The organism is Clostridium sp. 1001271st1 H5, from assembly GCF_005845215.1.
In the GTDB taxonomy this organism is placed as follows: domain Bacteria; phylum Bacillota; class Clostridia; order Lachnospirales; family Lachnospiraceae; genus Enterocloster.
The window spans coordinates 215,688-238,998 of the sequence record NZ_SPHO01000005.1 but is presented as its reverse complement, the minus strand read 5'-3'; the positions used below and the strand labels follow the sequence as shown (position 1 = coordinate 238,998).

Genomic DNA, 23,311 nt, shown 5'->3' with positions numbered 1-23,311 from the left:
ATAGGAATACTTGTTTTACTGTCTTTTCCGTCATACTCTAGTATACGCTGCCCGGTATTATCCGTACACCGGGCCTCCGGCTCAGACAATGGATAAAGCCAGCTGCCAATTTACTGTCGTACTTTGTCGAAGGTTTGCCTGGTTTATTTATCTTCTTACATATAACCGGATTTGCATAATTTACATCTAATCTTCATTATTTACAAGGATTTAATATTGTTTGGGTTACGTATCTAATTTATAATATAAAGTATAAAATATTGCCAGAAAGGTATACCGTAACCATGAAAATTTGTATCTGCGATGACGACTTAAACCAGATGTCTTATGTGCAGAGATTCATATATAATTTCCTCCTGCATCAGCAAGCTGAAAATAAAAAATACTCCTTTACACAGTTATCACCAGAAAAACTGATACATATATTAAAAGAAAATTCCTTTGATTATAGTATCATCATTTTAGATATACGATTGGGGGAAATAAACGGAATCGAAATCGCCCGAAAAATCAATTTGCAAGCCCCTAACTGTCAAATTATTTTCCTGACAGGATTTATTGATTACGCGCCTTTTGTGTATGAAGCCGACCACCTATATTTTGTCTTAAAAACACAATTGGAAGAAATGCTGCCAAAGGCATTGGAAAAAGCAATCAACCAACTAAAAAAGACACCTCCCTCACTGGTTTTAAATATATCCAATTATGAGCTGAGGATACCCATTGATAAAATTTTATACGTTGAAAAAATTGAGCATCACTCCATTATAGTTACCGAAACAAAATCATTTAAAGCCGCCATGAGCCTTAAAAATTTAAAACCATTACTTGGCCCTAATTTCGTCCGCTGCCATGGCAGTTATATTGTCCATCTAAGACATGTTGCTACATTTAAAAGTACGGAATTTGTATTAAAAAATGGAGAAATAATTCCTATCGGACGTACCTTCCAACAGGCTTCTAAGAATGAATATCTGGCTTATCTCACTTCTTCGCTATAAAAAGAAGCTCCTGCTACATCTGCCAGGAGCTTCATCCTATATTTTCTTGTTTTTCCTGTCAGCATGATGCTCGCATAAACCATTAAACACACATCAGGGCATAAATGGATGGATTAGCTTTGAAATATATCCTGTTAATTGTCAAGTCCACGGTATATAAGTTTTGCATTCCTAACATACGGACTTAACATTTCAGAATATATCTGCTCCTGTTTTTCAATCTGTGATGAATCTGAAACCTCAACATAGGCTTCTTCCAGACAAACTCTAGAGCCATCCGAATTCAGGTTGAATATCTCATAACTATAAGTTCCTGACCCCTGATATATGCCGATATATGCTCCCAGGATATATTCCTTTCCGTTCTGTTCATATAGATAAAAATCCGTCCTAAAACTGCATTCCAGTTCTGTAAGACACTTCACTTCGGTATTATCCGCAGTAAGAATTACCACGTTACCATATGCTCTTGTTATCGGCGCTAAAACCACGATACAGTCATCCCTGCCATCATGAGTAATATCTGCAAACAGTATTTTTTGAACGCGGCTCCCGTAGTTCTGCTCACAATATGCTTCATACATTGGCTGTACATTCTGATTATCCTGAATCCAGGCCCCGTCGCCCCCTACATAATACTCCCCTATCCAGGCATTCCTGACCATTCTCCCATTGCTGCCAACGTAATAATTTCCTACCCATTGGTCATGTGCCATGGAACCGTCTGCATTTAGATAATACCAGAATCCGTTCAGATACTGCCAGTCAGTAAGCATTCTCCCTTCCGGGTCAAAATAATACCGGGAACCACCTATCTTCCACCAACCAGTCAGATATGTACCGTTGTTCTCATACTTCCATGTATCTCCGCTCTGCTGCCAGGCCGCCATTGCCGGCGCAGACATGGACAGCATTGAAACCAGGACAGCTCCGGCAAAAACAACTTTTCGAATTATGTTTTCTTTCATTTTCATCTCTTTTCAGCGTGTTATTGGTTACCTTATTCATTGATGCGTATGATTCTGAATGTCTCAGATTGCGGATATCCAACTGACACATAGTCTTTGCCGGCATCCATAGCTGTTCCATTGTAACCGGTATACAGTTCCCTGTACCCGCTGCCGGAAAGGTCTATGCTGTATATGATTCCTCTTTCTTTATTTCCGCAATATATTCTGCCATCGCAATACTTTATTATATTGGGTTTATCATCGTATATTTTAACTGTTTTCAAATTGGAATCCATTAAATCAATCTTATATATACTATCGCTAGCATAATATATATTTCCCTCTGCCAGGCAGGCACTTACCGCCGGAAATTTATTTATCATCAATTGTTTGTCCGGCACCCTTCCTTTGCTTAAATCCAGCTTCCACAAAGAATTTTCCTCCGCATTATCCTCTCCGGCCTTTTCTATAAAGTAGCATACCTTATCATAATCTCCAATCAGCTCCACATTCTCAGCTTCCAGATTTTTTCTTTTCGTAATGCCACCTCCAATGGGAAGCTGCACCAGTGTGTTTTTATTATCCCCATTGAAATTAGGGTTTTCCAACCACACAAGCCTCTTTGCATCTGCACTGACAACCAATTGTTTATTAATATTGTTTACCGTGGTTCCTTTTAGTTTTTTGGCTTTTTTTCCAGTAAACGTTTTTATTTCAGAGGTACCGGACTGAAATATTATTTTACCTCCTGCCTTTCCCAAATAGGTCAGATTTGCTTCAATCTGGTTTCCGCTTCCATCAACTGTATATTCTGGCTGCATGACAACTTCCGCCTTATCGCCCTTGATATTCAGCCGCATAATTTTTCCCAGGTCAATATAGTATATCCACTGCCCATCCTGATATGAAAAATCATTTTGTACGCTGCTGTCAATGGGCTCTTCACCATAGGATACCATTTCTTGAATCAGGAAAAATGTTATTATGACAGCCGCCCCCAATACAGGCAGAGTCAGCCAGAATCGTTTATTTACTATACCCTTCATCACAATTACCTCTTCTTTCAAAAACCAATACCAAATTGTCTTGTGAAGAAACACATACAATCTGGTAATACCTTGCTATTCCCATACCAGTATCCTCCTGAGGAAATCTGTTTAGTGATTTAAAATTTTTCCATTATCATCCATATAATAATAGTCCTTCCCATCTTTTACCATGATATATCCATTCTTATAAATCCTATACTCCATATCATATTCATTATCATATCCGGCATATCCATACTTTAAATCATAGGGGGTATTGAATAGAACCGTTCCCGTTGCATCAATCACATCACCAGTCCCATCACAATAAAACTTTCCCTCTCCAACATATACAATCTTGCCCTGAATTGGTTCAAAAAGAAGTTTGGATGTTTGGTCCATGATTCCGTAATATTTATTCTGCAGTTCAACTACCCAATAATTAGCATCTGTCTCTCTTATACTCTCTATATCCAATTCCCTGTTTTCTGAGATTTTGCTGCCCTGATAATCATAAACAACAACGCCGCAGCTGCGATTCTTCTCCTTCAAATATCCCATGACATAACCATCGGCCATTGCCTCCTGGTTCGTAGAAAATTCGGCATCCGGATAATATTTATTAATCGTACAATTTTTTCTGTCGTAAATAAGGAATAACCCCGCAGGATAATCACGTTTGCTCCAATTATTCGGAGCGTTAAGAAAATAATTCGTTTTTTCTGAACCTAACGGCTTATTCCAGATACGTCTGGCGTTGTCCCCGTCGCCCAGCCATTCAAAGAAAAAAACCTGGTTTCCTTTGCTGTCATAGACCAGTATATCTCCTGCATTGGCCGCTTGATTGACTCCCTGCATCGACACTAATCCATCAATAAAATAAATATTTTTTATATCATGTATCACATATTTTGCATATTCCGGGGCCTCATCATAATCTTCCACCACCAAGGCCGGGTCAACACTAAATATCTCCTCGTTATTGGGTGATACAAATTTTGTTTCAATCCTGTTCCCTTTATAATCCTTCTCACAAACAAATGTAAATGCGGCCCCCTCCGATACCCTGCCAATAAAATCATATATACCCGGTTCAATGACAATATTGCCTTTTTCATCAATCAGCGCATACATATGCCCAAGTGCCGTATGGTCTTTGCCTTTCCCATAATCCCAGTCTGTTATCACTGCGTATCCTTCATGAAATTCATCTCCATATGTAAATCCTGACGGAAGTTCAAATATGATTTCACCCTGTGAATCAATATAAGCATATTCCTCCCCGCCATTTCTGTAAATATAAGCAAATGCCTTTCCCTCACTAAAGCTGCTCCCCGCTTTAATACTATAATTCTCCTGATTCTTTTCTGATGAGATATCTGCTTTCGTACTTATTTCCTTCACATCAGCATCTTGATTCTGCCTGCTGCCAGTAAGCTTAAAATTACTGTAGGGTAACGGAGAATAGTATTCCTCTGCACAGGATGCACACATAATGAAATCTTCGTCGAAACTATCATAGTAGGCATCTCCATGAAAGGTTTTTCCACATTCATCACACGTATACGATTTTCCGCATGCACAGCATAATACAATAGCCATCGGCAAAACGCTCCACATAACTTTATTCATTCTCATTCCTCCTCGCTCCTACCACTTTTGTAATACAGGCTTTTCCCTTTTTACCTCCAGGCGAAAGCCGGTTATATGATTCTCCTGAAACTCTGTATCGTGAAAATAAACTATTTTGACTTCATAACTTTTTTTGTACCGTGAGTATATGGTTTCTGCCAGCCAATTGGCAACACCTGCCATATCTGCTGCATCACCTATATCCTCACACAGATAATCCCTAAATAAGAAATTTCTATAACCAACTTTTATACCGCCCTTACCTACATCAATAAAATCCGGTAAACTGCCCGATGATGCCAGGAACTCAAACAAGTCCTTTTCCACCTGCGGTGGCAATGATTTTCGGTACCTTGCGTAATAGTATTCGTCACTGGCTTCCTTATTTATCTTTTTACCTGTCGCTCTAAAAAGGAAAAACAGAACATATAAAACTATTATGGCCGGAACAGCCAGCAGGCTGCCAGATAGGCCATTTTGATAAATAATGCTTATAAAGCTTATGGTACAGAAAAAAACTAAAATGCGAAAAAAAGTGTATGGCACCTCCAAAAGCCCCTTTATCTTTTCAATTAATTTCCATGGCATATCATATCCTCTCCAAACAACAGCTTGTTTTTAAATTAATCATCATACAATACAGTAATCTTTTTTATAATTCCATTTGCGTCCGTCTCAATCCAGCCCGGACAGTTATCCAAGGCGTATACCCCTTCCCGATTCCATTCACCATTGACATACTCCGTTGCTGATACCGGAAGATTTCCAAGGAATTGGAAATCGTTTGAGGCATCAATCAACTTTATCTCTGCATATTTGGCTATATATACATATCCGTCTGTCCCAGCTCCGTCAAAAAGCCATCCTTCCCCGTCCAGAGTCATGAAACGCATAGCAGAATTTCCGTTTGGACAAACATTGGGAAGCAAATAACATTGTATCCCATCATTTTCCCTTATGTAATTAAATCTGCTGTTAGCAGTTCCCTGTGTAACAGTATAATTATAATTTCCAATCCTCACCTTTTCACCAATCCTTCTATTACTTTCAAAAGAGGAGGGGACTGTAACTGCCTTTGCTATCGTACATTTTGTCCTGTAGGCACCGCCTGCATCTTCAAAACTCTGTATATCACATATGAAATACTCATTGTTGGAATTGCCCAAATTGTCCATAATGTTATCTTGAATCAGGCCTCCCGCCGCCTTCTGCCGGTCCCATTTACCATCCGCCCCCACATAATAGGAGCCAACCCAGGAGTCAGTAAGCATTGCCCCATTACTTCCAACATAATAATCCCCAACCCACTGGTTAAATGCCATAGGGCCGTCTGCATTAAAATAATACCAGTTACCGTTTATCGCCTTCCACCCAGTAACCATGTTTGCGTTTTGGTCAAAATAATACCGTTTTCCGTTGATATCCCATGCTCCAGTCAAATAGCTTCCATTATAGTCATATTTCCACGCGCTTCCATTCTTCTGCCAGCCTGCATATGCTGTAATGGTCATGCACATAGTTAAAACCATGACCGCCCCTATAAAAGTAATTTTTCCACCTTTTATCTTTTCCATTTCATCTCCTGCTACATCATTATTTTTCTTTTTTATAGTCAACTATCTTTTGATTAAAAGCCTTTTCAGTTGTCTCGGTCAATTCTTGGGTGCTGCCCCAATAGGTAGCATAAGGGCCAAGGATATTCCAATTTTTTCCAAATTTTAGTAAGGTATAACCTCCTGAATAGTATCTGTCTTCCCATTTATATAAAACAGCATATTCCTTATACTCATCCGCTCTATATCGTTTGGCCATTTTTTTACAATTATCCGCCATTTTTTGTTTATTGCTTTCTCTGATGTAATCATCTTCCATCCTAACCACCTCAAGCGATGCCAACCTGGACGGATTCAGATTGTTACTTATCTCTGCCGCGTTTAAAGTTTGTGTGCTATAAGTCTGTGCAAAATCAATATCGGGTTCTAATAGTGACCAAATCAGTTCTTTCGTCTGTTTTACCAGATTGTTTGCATCATATATCTCGTTCATATCCTTATACATTTTATATTGGTCAGGCCATTGGTTGAAAGGTATAATAAAACCAGCTTCCTCACTAAATGCGACAAAGTCAAATCCTCCATTTCCTGCACAGGCATCCAGCGCTCCCGAAAAGTCACCTTCAGATATCTTCTTTACATAGTATTCAATCGCATCTTCAGGTTTTGTAAAATTTTTATTGTGTCTATTGATGATAGACGATGCTGCCGCACCAGCTTCCAGTGGTGAAAAAATTGTACCTGCAAAAAAACAGAGTATGAATGCGCCGCACATCACACATCGGGATATGATATTCTTTTTCTCTTTTGTCATTACATTACCTCCTCCGCCGGATTTTATATAATATTTTAAAGTACTTCCTAACTTTTACAATACGGTTTGCATGATTTACATAATTCCTGCAAAATATGCATAATTCATCATTGTCTGTCTCCCCTTTTCTGCTTATAATATTTACAGTAACCTGTTGTCCATGAATAAAAGGAGCAATACATTGGTTAAATTAGATTGTGATATATGGCTGCCCATTCTCTCATATATAATCGGAGGATTCGTGGGGTCCTTTGGGATGATTATGATGTATACGCCTCAAAAGCATTCAAAGCTCTTCATTTGGTTTGGCTTTGCAGCTTTAAATATCGGATTTATACTGGCTGCCATACCATTGCAGAGGATAATTCCCCTGCATATATTCCTGGCTTTCTGTTTTACTTTTTTTAATATTTATTTTTTATTCGGAACATCCGTGCGCACAACAATGTGTCTGACCTGTTATTATGCATTTATGGGGATTGCCGGAGAATTAGGCTGCATGGTATGCCTGACCTATCTTCTCGGCACAAGGATGTATCAGGGCCTTGACAACAATATAAAGTTTTCTGTTGGCATTACCTTCTCCAATATGTTTTTGCTGGCAATGATGATGCTTTCTTCCATGGTTTTCAAGCTGCTTCGGAATAAAAAGGATGTTCTGGATATCATTCCCTACTGCCTGTTTCCCATCTACCAGTTCATATTGTTTTTTATATGTTTAAACATACTTTCACAGTTATCCTTACAGACAGCCGTGATTGGGAATCTTTTCCTCGCCCTTGATTTAATAATTGATGTTATTCTATTTTTCTCCATGGAACATCTGAAAGAAAAGAAAAAAGCCGCTGAAAACCTCAGCCAGCTTCATGACAGGAGAAATGATGAGTACCATTACTTTTATCATATACAAAAACAATTGGAAAAGCAGCGGTTCATGAAACATGAGTACGCTAATCAGCTCCAGACATTATACGCTTTACAGCAGACAGGCGCTTCATCCGATATGCTGGATAGCTTCATAGCATCTGTATTATGTTCTGCTGAAGAAAAGGGAGAGTCCTCTAGTGATACAATATGATATTTACCTTTACCCAATCCTATTTTCATACATATTTCAGCTAGTTCAGAGACTGTATGTATTATTTCCTTTCAGGGGGTTCTGGAGCTTTGCGGCAAAAGGAAGAATACGAATGCTACCTCCACGTACAATCACAGCTAAACCAAAGTCGGATTATTAAGCACGAATTCATAAACCAGCTTTCAACAATTCACGCACTGATTTCTAACCATGAAACCGCGGAAGATATAAAGCGTATGGTGCACAGATGCGATGATTGTTTGAAAATGCAGCATTCAGAAAGTGGAAATACAGATGATTGAATATAATAAACTCTTCTACCCTATTTTATTTTCCTATGTGATTGGGGCTTTTATAATTACCTTATCCGTCATGTACATTGGAAAGCCAAGATTTTTCTCCAGATACAAAACCTGGCTTCTGTTTACTATCGGGTTTTCTATTGCAGGCACAATAGCCATTCCTTTACAAATCCGCTTGGTACTGCATATTTTATTCATTGGTATCCTGACCTTTGTGCTTATCCGATTGTTTTATGCTGATTCCCTGGTTAAATGTGTCTGGCTGACAATTTATCTGCTGGCAATTTCAATAGCTGCAGAAATCATCTGCATCTGCTTCTTTTGGACATTTCACAACCTTGAAGCTTATATTGATTTTGCCGGCAATAATCTCTATATGATGTTAGGTATAACGTTCACTAATATGGCCATACTGTTGCTTTCAGCTACCATGCCGGCTATGGGATGGATTATCAGGTCATTCAGACATACAAAAGAAATTTTTCTTTATTGCCTGTTCCCGGTTTATCAGTTCATGCTCTTCTGCATCTGTATGCGCCTGTTCAAGGAACCTTCGATTTGGATGGTTTGCGTTGGCAATGTTTTTCTCCTCCTAGGAGTCATAGTTGATATTATCCTGCTATCTTCCCTGGATAATCTGACAAAAAGAAAATTACACCAGGAAGAACTGGAACTCCTGGCGCTTCAGCAAAAAAATGAGTATGAATGCTACCTGAAAATTCAAAAGCAATTAGAACAGCACAGGCTGGTAAAACATGAATTTGCAAACCAGCTTTCCACCATTTATGCAATGGTTTATAACCAGGCTTCTGTGGATGATATTGATAATATGATATCTTCTTCAAACTGCTTTTTAAATTCCGAGCCAACTTATATGGCTTTTGATGAATGTATTTGTGGCTGCAGACCAAAACAATCTGTCCGGGAGGCGAGGCATCCAGAATGATTCACTTTGGCACTTACTTTTTTTCCATTATCTTTTCTTATTTTATAAGCACACTTATTTTGGGCCTGACAGTTACAGCCCTGGGAACTCCCAGATTTTTTTCAAAATTACAAACATGGTTCTTGTTCTCCGCAATTTTTTTACTATTGACTGTGTTTCTTTTTTCTTTACAGAACCATGTGGTACTTCATGTGCTTGCTGCTACCTGTGCTACGTTTTTCATTATACGGTCGCTGTATTCAGATTCGTTTCTAAAAAGTACAGGTATAACTCTTTATCTGTCAGTACTCTCAATCAGTGCCGAATTATTATGTATATATTCTTTCCGGGCATTTCTTCATCTCAAAGCATATGTGGATTTTGCAGGAAATAATCTCTATATATTAACAGGTATTACTTTTACCAATATGTCCATGCTCCTTCTCACTGCTACTGTTCCTGCTGTCTGGTGGATGATTAGGGCCTGCTTTCATTCAAAGGTATTGTTCCTGTATTGCCTGCTTCCTGTTTATCAATACATAACCTTCGCTGTCTGCATGTGCCTGTTTGAAAAACCATCTCCCTGGATGATTATTGTTGGAAACATATTTCTTATATTGGGGATTATAGTTGATTTTATACTCTTATCTTCACTTACAAATCTGATACATAAGAAACAGCGCCAGGAAGAACTGGAACTTCTGGCGCTTCAGCAAAAAAATGAATATGAATGTTATATACAGATTCAAAAACAGCTGCATGAACACCGGCTTTTAAAGCATGACTTTGCCAACCAGCTCTCTACCATATACGCCCTGATATCCAATCAAGCTCCGATTGCGGATATAGAAACCATGATAACAAATTCCTGTAACCAGCTAAAACAACAAAATATAATAGAAAAGAACCGCGAAAGAGGTGTAACAAATGACTGATTTTATGATGATGGAATCCATTCTGCTGGATTGTATGCTCCACTGTGCCATATCTGCCTTTTTTCTCTGCAGCCTGCTCCATATAAAAAAGCACCGTCTGTTTAATAAATGGTGGAAGCTGACTCTTTTTGCAGTATTGATGATAGCCTCCATGGGGACCCTAATCCTGTGTGCAAGTCCCCGTGTCCTGCTGCTGCCAGCTTCCGGCATTTACATTTTTATCAACCTCCTATGCCTCGTCTCCATGGCCCTTCTGGCCTTTGACGGCACCTTATCCATGAAGTCACTTGCAATATTTACGTTAATTACCGCCGAGCTGTCTGCCTTTTTCCTGGCAGGCCGGCTTTTGCCTCATCTGTTTTCAAAAGACCAGATTCTCACAGCGCCCCAGGGTATCATGGAAATCATATCCATCCCTTTGCAGGCCATGATTTTCCTGGCAATTATCATACTGATTATTTCGTGCAGAAAAATAACGGAAAACAGGCTGAAACATAAAGAGCTGTTATTATATATCATCCTACCCCTGTATCAGCTGCTTTTATTCTGCATCTCTCTTAAAACCTACGAGATGCCGGACAGGACTGCATTCTCAATGGGTAATTTTATTTTGTTTCTCAATATTATCGTTGATTTAATCATGATTTTTTCCATCGACAATCTGGTGGAAAAAATAGAAATTGAAGAAAATCTGACTGCCCTTTATGCCCAGCGTCAGACTGAGATGGGATATTATCAGCTGGCGCAGAAACATATGGACAACATGGAAATCATGAAACAGGAATTTTCCGCCCATCTGCAGGCCATCCGCCAGTCACTGAAAAATGAAAACAGCCTGGATACAATACCTGGCTTACTGAAGGAATCCCGCAGCTGCCTGGATAAAAACGCACTCCCGCGTTACTGCGAGCATGAGATTATCAATGCCGTCCTCACCATCAAAAAACAGATGGCGGATGAAAAGGGTATCCCTTTGGATATAAGCGCGAGAATTCCCCCGGTCCTGACCATTGCCGAAATTGATTTATGCAGCCTGTTCTGCAATCTTTTGGATAATGCCATTGAAGCCTGCCAAAAGGTGACACAGCACCAGAAACACATCTCACTGAAAGCAAATGTGTCCGGCGGATTCTTAATTGTAAAAACAGAAAACACATACGAAACCCCTGTTATCATGGAACACGGGCTCTTTAAAACCTCCAAGGAAAATCCGGATGAGCATGGATACGGCATCAAATTGATTGAACGCATCACCGGCAGGTACAGCGGGCAGCTGACAATTGAGCATGAATCCGATACCTTCATTGCCTCTGCCGCCCTGCTGCTGCCGGAAAGCAGCGAGGCCGCGCTTTAATACCAATACGGCTCCCACTCCCCCGCCAGCCTGGTCAGTGCCTCCATATAAAAGTAATCCCCCCAGGTATTGCATTCATCCACCCCGCGGTCCGCGCATGGATTGCCTGCGCTGGCCCTGGCGTAGGTTCCGTGGAGAAGAAGGCCGTTGGACTCATCCGGGCTCTTTACGGCGCATTGGCTGGCAAGAGCCTTCACCAGACGCCCGGCCATATCCGTGTAGTAAGCAGCCTCCCTGGCCTCCATATGTCTGGCCATCTCCAGCATTCCGCAGGCAGCAATAGCCCCTGAGGAGGAATCCCTGGGCTCCGGGCTGTTGTCGTCAAAGTCAAAATCCCAGTAAGGAATCAGGTCCGACGGCAAATGCTCCAGGAAATAATCCGTTACCTTGCGGAATATATCCATATATTCCGGCTTTTTTTCAATCCTGTAACTCAAAGCGCTTCCGTATATTCCCCATGCCTGGCCGCGGCTCCAGGCAGAGCCGTCCCGGTTGCCCTGGTGGGTGACACCCTTTACGGGAAGGCCTGTGTCCGGGTCAAAAAAATATGTATGGTAGGTACTGTGGTCCGGCCGGATAACACAGTTCATGGCTGTCCGTATATGGGCTTCTGCCTTTTTCCTGTACCGTTCCTCTCCGGTCGTCTCGCTGGCCCAGAACAGCAGCGGCATGTTCAGAAGACAGTCTATAATCAGCCGGTAATTGTCCTTTGCTCCCAGTTCCCCCCAGGCCTGAAAGAACTGGCCTTTTTCCTGGAACCTTCCCATCAGGTTGTCCGCAGCCATCAGGGCTGCCTTTCTGGCAGTCCGGCTGCCGGTAAGCCGGTAAGCAGCCACACAGGAGGGGGTGTATAAAAATCCCATATCATGGTTGTCCACATCCACCCGGTTTCTTATGCGCTCCAGAAAGGATTCTGCCTGGAGCAGGCCAGCCTCTTTAAAAACAGGCTCTCCTGTCCTCTCATAGGCCAGCCATATTTCCCCGGTCCAGAATCCCGTGGTCCACTCCCGGTTGGCGCTCCTGGGATAGAACCGGTTCCGGCTGTTGGAATCCGGAAACCATTCTGTAAAGGTTTTCAGATTCTCCCGCACCAGGTCCACGGCTGTATCCAGGCAGGTTTCCGCCTCTCTTTTGTCAATGATTTTATAGGTCTGTAAACGGTCCTTTGTCTGCATGTTCTGCTCCTTTTCTGAATCATTTTTCTGTCCTACCACTGGAGCACGGTCATCCGGCTCCCCTCATCCGTCTCGTCGCAGGCCATCATGCGGCCCAGGCCGTAATGTCCCTCTGCCCCGATGTATTCTCCGTCCGCCCCGGTTTCCCTGTGGTTTACAACCACCAGCCAGGAATGGGTTCCATCCTGGATCCGCAGGGCCTCTGCCTCATCCCCGCCCAGGCATCTGCCGGTTACAGGCGAGGTTACAGGCACGCGGCTGACCGTGTAAGGATTTTCAGTTCCTTTTTCATATCCCGCAGCCACGGTCACCATGGAACAGAACAGGGGGCATTCCCTCCAGAAGCTGACGCAGGGCGCATATTCCATCTGATTGTAATGGAAGGACACAGGCGTTTCCTCCAGTTCCATTCCTCCCGTATATGCATCCGCAGATGGTTCCAACCGGTAAAAAACAGCATCTGTCCTGACCCCGTGGTACAGAAAGCCATCCTCCCTCATTTCCACGGTTCCGGCCGGATTTAAATGGAATATCTGGCTGCACACATGAGTTCCCGCGCCGTAAAATTCATCTGCAATCACATGGATGCGGGAGCCGATGGAAAGAATCCGCCTGTTTACCAGTATGCCGTTTTCCATATATCCCAGGTGGGCGCCCTGTAAAAATGTATATGACCCCTTTTGGTTCCAGTCCTGTCCGCCGGCAGCCGTCCTTCCCTTCACATCCCAGGAACCAACGCACTGGGTGTATTCCTGCCAGTCCACCACCGGCACATTGTGGGCGCAGGAGGATTTAAGCTGTCTGCGCAGGCTTCCGTCCACATAGGTATATCTTCCGGAATCTATGAGTATATCCTCACCGGCCATGGTCAGGTCTATGTGCAGCTTATCAAAATGGCCGTGCCCCCCTCCCAGTGAACCGCATTTAAAATGCAGGTAATCTGCATTTTCTCCCCAGCCGGAACGCAGACACCAGTTGCCGCTTTGCCTCAGTGCATAAAAATGGCATTCCGGCATCTTGGGACTCATGCTCTCATATTCCAGGGCAGCCTCCGCCCCCAGCTCCCATACGCTTTCAAAATCCAGCCGGCTGTATCCGGCATACCGAAGCTGTCTGTCCTTTAACAGCCATGCAGCAGGGGTAAACACATCCCGCAGGTCGGTCCTGTCACTGTCTCCATTGCAGGGCTGGGTCCTGTCCGGCTTCATCCAGGCCAGGTCCGCATGGGCCATTGCCCTGGCTCTGTCATAAAGGGACGCAGGCAGGATGATACCTTGGCGCTCCGCCACACGCAGAACCTCCAGGACACAGCGCAGCACCTCATTGTGGTACATGGGAGATTGTTCCCAATGAACACCGTCGTCCATAATCTGGATATCCAGCTCCCGTTCCAGACGTGCAGCTGCCTCCGCCGCATAGGCTTCCCCCCGCCCTGTCCGGGCCGGGGCTGCTGCATATGCACCAGCTTCGCTCCCCCTGCATTTCATCAGATATGCGCCGATATCAAACAGCCCATGGCTCTCCAGCACACCCCAGTTGCTCTTATCGCTGAAGGGCACCCGGCAGTCCATCAGATACTCACCGTGGACCCGAAGTCCTTCCAGGAACCTTGCCCTTACATCCTCCGTCACAACAGGGCAATCCTCAAAATACTCCATGGCCTTCACCCAGTTTTCCCCCCGGATGCCCGCCTCTATGGTACGCCAGGTAGTATTTTTTGTCTCCCGGCAGACAGGATTGTCCTCCAGCCAGGAACACAGCTGGCTGACAAAACATCCGGCATATGCTTCATCCCCGGTCAGGGCATATGCCTGGCCCAGACAAATCCAATAGCGGTGCCGGTTAAACTGATATATGAATTCCGGGTCCCCGTCCGGCATATGCTGCCAGTCTATCCTTCCCTTAAATTCCACGGCCTTTGCCGTCTGCTCCATATCCCAGGGCAGGTCAAACAGGAACCTCTGTTCCACTGCGTCATCTGCAATCCGCAGGATATGGGCGCATTCCTCCGGCCAGTATTTCCTGCAGTAATCACTGCACCATTTCATATCTATTTTATGATTCTTCACCTGCGCCCTCCTATCAAACAGCCGTTTACCGCCTCATCCCTGCATCTATTATCCCTTGACGCCGCCGGCCGTAATACCTTCCACAAACCATTTCTGGCATACCATAAACACAATCAGCACAGGTATGAGGGAGCACACCGAAGCAGCCATAATCAGCGCATAGTCAGCCCCGTACTGGGAAATAAACATGCGGATGCCCAGCTGGATTGTCTTTAACCTGGTGCTGTTTAAGTAAATCAAAGGTCCCATAAAGTCATTCCATATATTTACAAATGTAAAGATTACCAGGGTTGCAATACCCGGCTTCACCAAGGGCAACGCTACCTTTGCAAAGATACCGTACTCGGAAAGCCCGTCAATCCTGGCTGCCTCCAAAAGCTCGTTGGGCACTCCAATCATGAACTGCCGGATTAAGAACACGCCAAATCCGGAGAACGCCTGCATCAGAATCAGTCCCAGGTGGGAATCCGTCAGCCCCATCCTGGAGATAAGGGCAAACTGGGGAACCATATACGCCTGCCAGGGCACTGCAAAGGTAGTGACTGATACCAGAAACAGGAAATCCCGTCCCTTAAATTCCACCTTGGAAAATCCGTAGGCAGCAAAGCAGCTGGTCAGCACCTGAAGCAGGGTGGTGCATACTGCTATCTTGAAGGTATTTTTAAAGAAAACCAATAAGGGAATCTTATCCCATATAGTCTGGTAGTTCACCCACTGGAATTCCTTTGGAAACAGCTTCATGGGAATACTGAACACCTCGTTGCTGGTCTTTACGGATGCCAGGAGCATCCATCCAAAGGGAATGACCACCAGCACTGCCAGCGCACTTAACAGCATATAGATAAATAATTTACTTTTTAACGTCCTTGTCTCCATCCTATGCCCCTCCTATACGTAATCCGTGAACTTCTTCTCACCCTGGAACTGGACCAGAGTCACTACCAGCACAATGGCAAAGAGCACTAGGGCGCTGGCGCTGGCATAGCCGAATTTAAAGTCCACAAAGGCTGCGTTGTAGATATGGTTCACCAGCACATTGGTGGACCTGCCGGGTCCGCCGCCGGTCATAACATATATCAGGTCAAAGACCTTGAAGCACTGGATGGTCATCATGATGATGACAAAAAACGTGGTTGGTTTTAACATGGGAATGGTGATATAGCGGAATTTCTTAAGCCCTGTGGCACCGTCGATGCTGGCAGCCTCATATAAATCCTGGGAAATGCCCTGGAGGGCCGCCAGGTATACCACCATGTAATACCCCATATACTTCCACACACTGACAATGATGATAACCGTCATGGCCCAGTCCGTGGATGCGCACCATTTGGGCGGATTGGCGATGCCGATAAATTTCAGGAACTCATTGACAGGGCCGAATTCCGGCTGGAACAGCATGTTCCACACAGCGCCCACTGCCACCAGGGAGGCCACGTATGGGAAGAAGAATGCGGTCCTGTACACCACAATCCCCTTTATCTTGGAATTTAACAGCACCGCGATGAGAAGGGCCGCCACCATGGTTAGGGGCACGGTAAACACCGCGTAATACAGGGTGTTGGTGACAGAAATCCGAAAGCCGCTGTCATGGAACAGCTTCACGAAATTCTTAAGTCCCACAAACTCCATGGGTGTGCTGGAGCCGTCCCATTTCATCACGCATAAGACAAAGGTCAATATTACCGGAATAAAGATGAATATAAAATATCCGATAAAATTAGGAAGGATGAAAGAGTAGCCGATGACGTTCCTCTTCAATACTTTTTTCTGTTTTCCTGTCATTTTAATCACCATTTTCCTCATTTTAAGGCGCAAAAAGAGCGTCCAACCCTCGCTGCCACGTTAATCAGACGCTCTTTGCTTGTTATCCTAATACACGTACTGCTTCATAAGCCGGTTTATGCTGTTAGTCTTCCCTGGCTTCCTGTGCTCTCTGGTTCATGTTGGCAATACCTGTGTCCACATCTTCCTCGCCAATCATAATCAGGTCATGCTCTTCCTCCAGCACCTTCCTTACAGCTGCCATCTTGGCGTCCAGCGGACGGTCCAGAACCCAGCTGGTGGTCTTAAGAGCCTCCTGCCCATCCTCTGGGAATCCCGGGATTGCAGCCAGCTTGCTGCTGATGGTCTGGGACTCAGCTGCCGGGAAAATTCCGTTATCAGCCAGAACCTCTGCACCCTCTTCACCGGTCACGAACTTCACATACTCCCATGCCAAATCCGGCACATCGGATTTTGCATTGATGGCAACCGGCGTGGTGGAACCAACCGTGGCGCCTGCCTTGGTATCAGCCGGATGGGGAATGGCGGTCACGCCCCAGTTAAAGTCAAACTTGCCGGCATCCTTATCCTGCGTCAGGGTTCCGATGAACCAGGAGCCCATGGGAATCATTGCACACTGCTGCTGCTCAAACACGCTAATGTAATGGATGCTGCCTGTTTTTAAGTTGGCATAGCTCTGTACCACTCCCTGGTCCTGCATCCTTAAAGCCTGCTCATAATACGGCTTCAGGAAGCTGTAATCCTCGCTCATAAGGGTGTTCTTGCCATCCTGTACAGCCCAGTTGGATACCAGGGCCTGCCAGGTGTGGTTATGGGTTCCGTATACCTTGGCGCTGCCCTCGCCGCTTGTCATCTTCTTAGCCAGCTCCTCATACTCATCCCATGTCATGTCTGCGGAGGGATAAGGAACCCCTGCCTTGTCAAATAAATCCTTGTTAAAGTAAAGCATATACCAGTCCTTACGGAAAGGAAGGGTGTAGCTGCTGCCATCCATCTTTAACTGGTCGGCAACGCCATTGTACATGGTCAGGTCGATTCCGTCCTTCTTAATATATTCATCCAGGCTCAGAATCTGTCCCTTGTCCTTCATGGTAACCTGGTTCTCCGTATCCTTGATGAAAATAACATCCGGGTCAGCATCGCCGCCTGCCAGCATAACCGTCACCTTGTTTGCATATTCGTCAGAAGGCGCATCGATAAATTCCACTTCCACATCCGGATATTTTTCCATAAATGCCTTTGTCACGGAAGTAAACTGGGGGGTGGCATCGTTGTCCCACACGGACACGGTCAGTTTCTGCTTTTCCCCGGAAGCAGCAGCTTCCTTTGTCTCCTTGCTGTCAGCTGCGCCGCCTGCAGCTTCACTGCCTGCCGCCTCGCTGCCTGCCGCCGTGCTCTCAGGAGCCGCAGCCCCCTTGTCCGATGAAGAGCTGCCGCAGCCCGCTGCCATGGTTGCGGTCATGGCTGTCACCAGTGCCAATGCCACTGTTTTCTTTAATCTCATAATAAAACCCTCCTTAAAATTTGCTGTTTCAAATTCTGATATAACTATACCAGAACGAATTCCGAAACCGAATCGACCTATATCATACTTTTTGTAAAATTTTCAGATGAGTTTTATTTTTTTATATAATATCTTCATGTTTTTACAATTTTTTCTGCTTCAGGCACCGGGCCTCATACTCTTTGGGCGACATGCCCATAACTTTTTTAAAGACCTTGCTGAAATAAAAAGGCGTATCAAACCCCAGCAAATCCGACACCTCGTACATCATATACCGGTGGCTGGCAATCAGATCCTTTGCCTTCTCAATCTTGATGGCAGACACATAACTGGTAAAGGATTCCCCCGACTGTTTTTTAAAGGCAGTGCTCAGATAACCCTGGCTTATGTTCAGGGCCTCGGCCACCTGTCCCAGGGTAATCCGCTCCTTATAATGCTCCATCACATACTCCCGGACCAGCTCCGCAATCCTGTCCACCCTGGTATCCCTGCGGCGTTCCAGAATCCGCGAAACCGCCTCCTTGAACCAGTTAATCCACTGGATAATTTGTCCCAGGGTCCCCAGCCGTCCCAGCTTTTCCATTATATTGACCTCATAAGGAAAATCCGGCTCCTCCCCGTCCTCAAAAAAGGAGGACAGGAAAAAATACAGGTTTGCGCAGGCATTGACCGCCTGCTGCCTGGAAGGATTATGCTCCTTCAGCAGACATGCCACCTGGTCCAGTATCTCCTCCAGGCGTCCGCTGTCATTCTGGGCAACAGCCTGAGACAGGTCCTTTTTCAGGAACCCGATATGGAAGCTGCCCGTATGCCTGGCGCTGGTCTCACATTCCTCGGAGTAGAATACAACCGGGTCCACGGAGTGGTAAAAATAGTGGTTGGTGGCGCTCATGGCCTCATACAGCAGCGCCCCGAATTCCCCCAGGCTCTCCTTCCTGCTGCTGACAGCCACGGACACAGATACCTCAAAGTAGTCCCTTACCACGGATATGATTTTTTCTCCCAGACTGCGTATCTGTTCCCTGTAATCCCGGATTCCCTCCGTGGACATCACCAGCACCAGGCTGTTCAGTTCCCGGCGCACCAGGCAGCTGCGGTCAAAATATCCCTTCACCATCTGGCCGATAATATTTTCCGCAAAGGAAATAACCTTTTTCTGGTCCTCTCTTGTAAAGTCAGAGGAAAATCCCTCGTATCCGTAGTTAAAGCTGATGATGGCCAGAACCGGGGCCGTAAGGTAAGAATCGTACCCCTCTCCCCGTTGTTCCGCCCTGTTTTCACTGCCATTCCCGTCATTGTCTTTTCCGTCATTGTCTTTTGCGCCGGCGCACCCGCTGACCGTTCCGCCGTCCGTCAGAAGCCTCTCGATGTATTGCCTGACCGCCTCTTCCCTGGAAACCGTTCCGGCCGTATCAACCGCCTCTGCCTTGCGCTTCATCTCCCGCCGTTCCATGGCAAGCTTCAGGCTGTCCGCCAGCTTTTCTTCTGTCAGCTCCATCTTCACCAGATACTCCACAGCCCCCAGGGACAAAGCCTGCCGCGCCAGGCTGAATTCCTCCAGATTGGTCAGCAGAATGAAAATCACATCATCCCATCCCCGCTCCTTTACAGCCTGCATGAATCCGATTCCGTCCATTCCCGGCATTTTAATGTCCGTAATCACAATATCCGGTTTCTGCTCCTCCATAAGCTTTAATGCCTGCTGTCCGTTTGCCGCCTTTCCGGAAATCTCACATCCATATTCCTTCCAGTCAAGCAGAGACGCAATGCCCGCCAGAATCAACGGCTCATCATCCACAATCATCACACGATACATATATCTCTCCCCTTATCTGTTTCTCAGGACGCCGGATGTTTCTATATGACCTGCTGTCCATATTCCAGCGGCATCCTGACCGTTATCTCCGTAAATTCCCCTTCCCGGCTCTCAATGGAAAGCCCGTACTGGTCTCCGTAATTAAGCTTAATCCTGCGGTCCACATTGGGAAGGCCGATTCCGCTCATAGAGCTTCCCTTTACCTTCTCCGTATGATTCAGAAGGGCGTCCATTTTTTCCTTTGGAATACCCACGCCGTCATCCCTCACCTGAATCACAAGACAGTCATGTTCCCTGTAAACATGAATCACAATGGTCCCATGCTTTCCTCCCGGCTCAATGCCGTTAAAAATGGCATTTTCCACCAGGGGCTGAAGCGTAAGCTTAATGACCAGCGCCTCATAGAGCTCCGGCTCATCCACCCGGACCTCCAAATCAAAGAGCTCCACATACTTCACCTTTTCTATGGTAACATAATCATTCAGAAAATCCAGTTCCTTCTGCAGCGTCACCTTCTCATTAAACCCTTTGGCCATATTCTTAAGCAGTCCCGACAAAGCCGTAACCATCTTGACAATCCCGCTGCTCTTTTGTATAACAGCAATCCACCGGATGGAATCCAGCGTATTATAGAGAAAATGAGGATTAATCTGAGCCTGAAGCATTTTCAGTTCCAAATCACCTTTCTCCTTCTCATCCTCCAGCCGTTCAGCCATCAGTGTATCGATTCGTTCCGACATATCATTGACCACCTTGCCCACGGTGCCGATTTCATCCTCCCCTTCAATATCCGGGTCCCTGGTAAAATTCCCTGCCGCCACATCGCCGATATGGCTGACCAGCCGGTCAATGGGCTTCTTTATCTGATTGGTAATCAGCACAGACAGGATAAATCCGAAAATCAGGCAGGCGGCGAACATAATGATAACGGTCTGAACCACCATCAGCCGGTCATTGCTCAGGCTGTCCAGGGTAATTGTCTCATAGACCATGACGCCGCTTCGTCCATATTTCTCAAAAGCCACCAGGCTTTTCCCGCCGTGAAGCTTCATCTCCAGCAGCCCCTTATCCTGTCCGGACTGCTGGAGCTGCCGGATGACCCGGTCATTTTCCTCCCTATGGCCTTCCGGCTCATAGAGGGAAGCAATCCGTTTCCCCTCACTGGTCACCACCACAGCCTCCTGACCCCCGGTAGTATCCCCCAGCACATCCTGGAACAAATCAGTAGACAGGCAGAGTACCACCCAGCCCCCCGGATTTACCCTGCTCCCGGTCAGCGTTCTGGCAATGGGCAGTACCTGTCCGTCGTGCTGGAAAAAAGGAGAATCCACCAAATCCAGCTCATAGCTGTCCATGGTCTTATCCAGCTCCCCTTCCAGCCAGCCTCCATCCAGAATCCCCCTGGCATCATCCGTACTGCCAAAAGAAGAACCGGTCTGCACCATTCCTCCCCTGTCATCAAACACAGACAGCTTCACAATATAATCCCCGTACTCTGAAATAGCGCAGTAATCCTTAATCAGCTCCGCATAATCCAGCCCCTTCTTCCTGGCCCCGGGCGTCAGCCCCCTTCCAATCTCCCCCAGATTAAAGGTCTTTCTCTCCGTACAGTTCAGGACAATATTAATCATTTCCTCATAAGCCAGCTGATACCGGTAAGAAATACTCTCCACATGATGCTGCAGCGAATTCTTAGCCACCTCCAGCGTCTTCCTGCTGGCAGTAACATAGGAGCAAACACTGACAAAAATAGCAATCACACATATAATAAAAAAGTTATACCGAATCAACCGGGACCGCAGCGTTCTCCCCCAAACCAATTCCTTCATATAAACCTCCCCGCGCCAAAACTCCGCATCCATTTTACCACGAAGCCGCCATAAAGTCAGCATTTCCCCCTAATTAACCCCAAATTCCTCCCCTGTCCCCATCTCCGCCCACATTGACATTCCCCTCCGCCCCATCTTATAATAGAGGGATAAAGATACGCAAAAGGACGGTACATCATGAGCACAAATGAAGCGGAAAAAGAACGGTATGAAATGCTTGTAAACGGAGACATCCGCAAGGTCATCCCACGCCTTGCCATTCCCACCATCATCAGCATGATGGTCAGCGCTATCTACAACATGGCTGACACATTTTTTGTGAGCCAGCTGGGGACCAGCGCCTCAGGCGCTGTGGGCATCATATTCTCGGCCATGGCCATCATCCAGGCCCTTTCCTTTACCATCGGCATGGGAAGCGGCAACTACATGGCCAGGTGTCTGGGAGCAGGACGGCATGAGGACGGGGAACAGGCTGTTTCCGTGGCATTTTTCACCGGTTTCATCCTGGGCACCTGCCTGGGCGCTTTCTGCCTGTTCCACATCGACCAGATTGTCATGCTTCTGGGAGCCACGGAAACCATCAAGCCTTATGCGGTGGAGTATGCCCGCTATATCTTCCTGGCCACCCCCTTCATGATGTGTTCCTTCATTATGAATAACCTGCTGCGGCTCCAGGGCCTGGCGGCCTTTGCCATGGTGGGAATTACCACCGGCGGTATCCTTAACATTGCCCTGGACCCCATTTTCATCTTCGGGCTGGGCCTGGGCACCTCCGGAGCCGCCATCGCCACCGGACTGTCCCAGTTCATCAGCTTCTGTATTCTCCTGGCCCAGTGCAATCTGCGCAGGGAATGCATCCCCATCCGTTTCTCCAATTTCCGCCCATCCATTACCCTGTACGGCAAAATCCTGAACGGCGGCCTTCCCTCCCTGACCCGCCAGGGAATGGCCAGCATTGCAACCATTGTTTTAAATACAACGGCTCATCCCTTTGGCGATGCTGCCATTGCCGCCATGGCCATTGTGAACCGCCTGGTCTACTTCGTCAACTCAGCCGTCATCGGTTTTGGCCAGGGTTTCCAGCCAGTGTGCGGCTTTTCCTATGGCGCAAAAAAATACAGCCGGGTCCGTCAGGCCTACTGGTTCTGCGTGAAATTCACCACCTGTGCGCTGCTGGCGGTCTGCGCCGGCGGGTTCCTTGTCTCCGGACATGTAATCAGTCTGTTCCGGAAAAATGACCCCGAGGTCATTGCCATCGGCACCCTGGCGCTGCGGCTGCAGATTGCCACCATGTGGATGAACGGATTCCTGACCATGAGCAATATGATGTCCCAGTCCATCGGCTACGGGTTCCGCGCCACTCTTTTAGCCATCTCGCGTCAGGGACTGTTCCTCATACCGGTGCTGCTCATTGCCACCCATTTTCTGGGCTTGTTTGGCATCCAGATTGCCCAGCCCATTGCCGACATCGGCACCCTGGTTCTAACAGTGGTCATTATACGGGGTATATTCAGGGAATTTACCAGGATGGAACAGTCTGTAAAAACAGCTGTTTAGGGAGCGC

At 46.0% G+C, this 23,311-nt stretch carries 19 protein-coding genes; 6 read left to right on the top strand and 13 right to left on the bottom strand.

Annotation, left to right across the window (positions count from 1 at the left end; translation table 11 throughout):
* The first annotated feature begins 284 nt into the window (after positions 1-284).
* Entirely contained in the window at positions 285-1,001 is a 717-nt protein-coding gene (locus FGS84_RS09750; protein ID WP_138307936.1) for a LytTR family DNA-binding domain-containing protein, read from the top strand.
* 134 nt (positions 1,002-1,135) lie between these two features.
* Here FGS84_RS09750 and FGS84_RS09745 read toward each other — a convergent pair whose 3' ends face one another.
* The 6 genes from FGS84_RS09745 to FGS84_RS09720 all read right to left on the bottom strand — a co-directional run bounded on the left by FGS84_RS09745 (position 1,136) and on the right by FGS84_RS09720 (position 6,978).
* Positions 1,136-1,969, bottom strand: a complete 834-nt coding sequence (locus FGS84_RS09745; RefSeq protein ID WP_227146956.1) for a hypothetical protein — start codon at positions 1,967-1,969, stop codon at positions 1,136-1,138.
* A 32-nt stretch (positions 1,970-2,001) separates the two neighbouring features.
* Complete coding sequence (locus tag FGS84_RS09740; protein WP_138307931.1) at positions 2,002-2,772, bottom strand: hypothetical protein; 771 nt, start codon at positions 2,770-2,772, stop codon at positions 2,002-2,004.
* A 336-nt stretch (positions 2,773-3,108) separates the two neighbouring features.
* A complete protein-coding gene (locus FGS84_RS09735) occupies positions 3,109-4,611 on the bottom strand; it encodes a WG repeat-containing protein (RefSeq protein ID WP_171042586.1) in 1,503 nt (500 codons plus the stop codon).
* An 18-nt stretch (positions 4,612-4,629) separates the two neighbouring features.
* The gene (locus FGS84_RS09730) at positions 4,630-5,199 is read right to left on the bottom strand and encodes a hypothetical protein (protein WP_138307927.1); all 570 of its coding nucleotides are present in this window, start codon (positions 5,197-5,199) and stop codon (positions 4,630-4,632) included.
* A 35-nt stretch (positions 5,200-5,234) separates the two neighbouring features.
* Positions 5,235-6,185 (bottom strand): hypothetical protein, encoded by a 951-nt coding sequence (locus tag FGS84_RS09725; protein WP_138307925.1) that lies wholly within the window; start codon positions 6,183-6,185, stop codon positions 5,235-5,237.
* Positions 6,186-6,204: 19 nt separating this feature from the next.
* Positions 6,205-6,978, bottom strand: coding sequence for a hypothetical protein (locus FGS84_RS09720; RefSeq protein WP_138307923.1), 774 nt, complete (start codon positions 6,976-6,978; stop codon positions 6,205-6,207).
* Between the two features lie 595 nt (positions 6,979-7,573).
* Here FGS84_RS09720 and FGS84_RS09715 point away from each other — a divergent pair.
* The 4 genes from FGS84_RS09715 (at position 7,574) to FGS84_RS09700 (ending at position 11,572) form a co-directional block, all read left to right on the top strand.
* Entirely contained in the window at positions 7,574-8,056 is a 483-nt protein-coding gene (locus FGS84_RS09715) for a hypothetical protein (protein ID WP_207671115.1), read from the top strand.
* 282 nt (positions 8,057-8,338) lie between these two features.
* On the top strand, positions 8,339-9,304 hold the full coding sequence (locus FGS84_RS09710) for a hypothetical protein (protein WP_171042585.1): 966 nt from the start codon (positions 8,339-8,341) through the stop codon (positions 9,302-9,304).
* Positions 9,301-10,218 (top strand): hypothetical protein, encoded by a 918-nt coding sequence (locus FGS84_RS09705; RefSeq protein ID WP_138307917.1) that lies wholly within the window; start codon positions 9,301-9,303, stop codon positions 10,216-10,218. The genes FGS84_RS09710 and FGS84_RS09705 overlap by 4 nt, the downstream gene beginning before the upstream one ends.
* A complete protein-coding gene (locus FGS84_RS09700; protein WP_138307915.1) occupies positions 10,211-11,572 on the top strand; it encodes an ATP-binding protein in 1,362 nt (453 codons plus the stop codon). Before FGS84_RS09705 ends, FGS84_RS09700 begins: the two co-directional genes overlap by 8 nt.
* On the opposite strand, the gene FGS84_RS09695 is transcribed toward FGS84_RS09700, so the two are convergent.
* The 7 genes from FGS84_RS09695 to FGS84_RS09665 form a co-directional block, all read right to left on the bottom strand.
* A complete protein-coding gene (locus FGS84_RS09695) occupies positions 11,569-12,747 on the bottom strand; it encodes a glycoside hydrolase family 88 protein (RefSeq protein ID WP_138307913.1) in 1,179 nt (392 codons plus the stop codon). The genes FGS84_RS09700 and FGS84_RS09695 overlap by 4 nt on opposite strands.
* A 32-nt stretch (positions 12,748-12,779) precedes the next feature.
* Positions 12,780-14,816 carry an alginate lyase family protein gene (locus FGS84_RS09690; RefSeq protein WP_138307911.1) on the bottom strand — a complete coding sequence of 679 codons (2,037 nt, stop codon included), beginning with the start codon at positions 14,814-14,816 and terminating at the stop codon, positions 12,780-12,782.
* Positions 14,817-14,864: 48 nt separating this feature from the next.
* Positions 14,865-15,692, bottom strand: coding sequence for a carbohydrate ABC transporter permease (locus FGS84_RS09685; protein WP_138307908.1), 828 nt, complete (start codon positions 15,690-15,692; stop codon positions 14,865-14,867).
* A 12-nt stretch (positions 15,693-15,704) separates the two neighbouring features.
* Positions 15,705-16,610 carry a sugar ABC transporter permease gene (locus FGS84_RS09680; protein WP_347563815.1) on the bottom strand — a complete coding sequence of 302 codons (906 nt, stop codon included), beginning with the start codon at positions 16,608-16,610 and terminating at the stop codon, positions 15,705-15,707.
* 112 nt (positions 16,611-16,722) lie between these two features.
* Positions 16,723-18,102 carry a sugar ABC transporter substrate-binding protein gene (locus FGS84_RS09675; RefSeq protein WP_138307907.1) on the bottom strand — a complete coding sequence of 460 codons (1,380 nt, stop codon included), beginning with the start codon at positions 18,100-18,102 and terminating at the stop codon, positions 16,723-16,725.
* A 142-nt stretch (positions 18,103-18,244) separates the two neighbouring features.
* Entirely contained in the window at positions 18,245-19,918 is a 1,674-nt protein-coding gene (locus tag FGS84_RS09670; protein ID WP_138307905.1) for a response regulator, read from the bottom strand.
* A 41-nt stretch (positions 19,919-19,959) separates the two neighbouring features.
* Positions 19,960-21,747: a sensor histidine kinase gene (locus FGS84_RS09665; protein ID WP_138307903.1), complete on the bottom strand. Its 1,788-nt coding sequence runs from the start codon at positions 21,745-21,747 to the stop codon at positions 19,960-19,962.
* 177 nt (positions 21,748-21,924) lie between these two features.
* Here FGS84_RS09665 and FGS84_RS09660 point away from each other — a divergent pair, with 177 nt between their 5' ends.
* Entirely contained in the window at positions 21,925-23,304 is a 1,380-nt protein-coding gene (locus tag FGS84_RS09660; protein ID WP_138307901.1) for an MATE family efflux transporter, read from the top strand.
* Positions 23,305-23,311 lie beyond the last annotated feature (7 nt).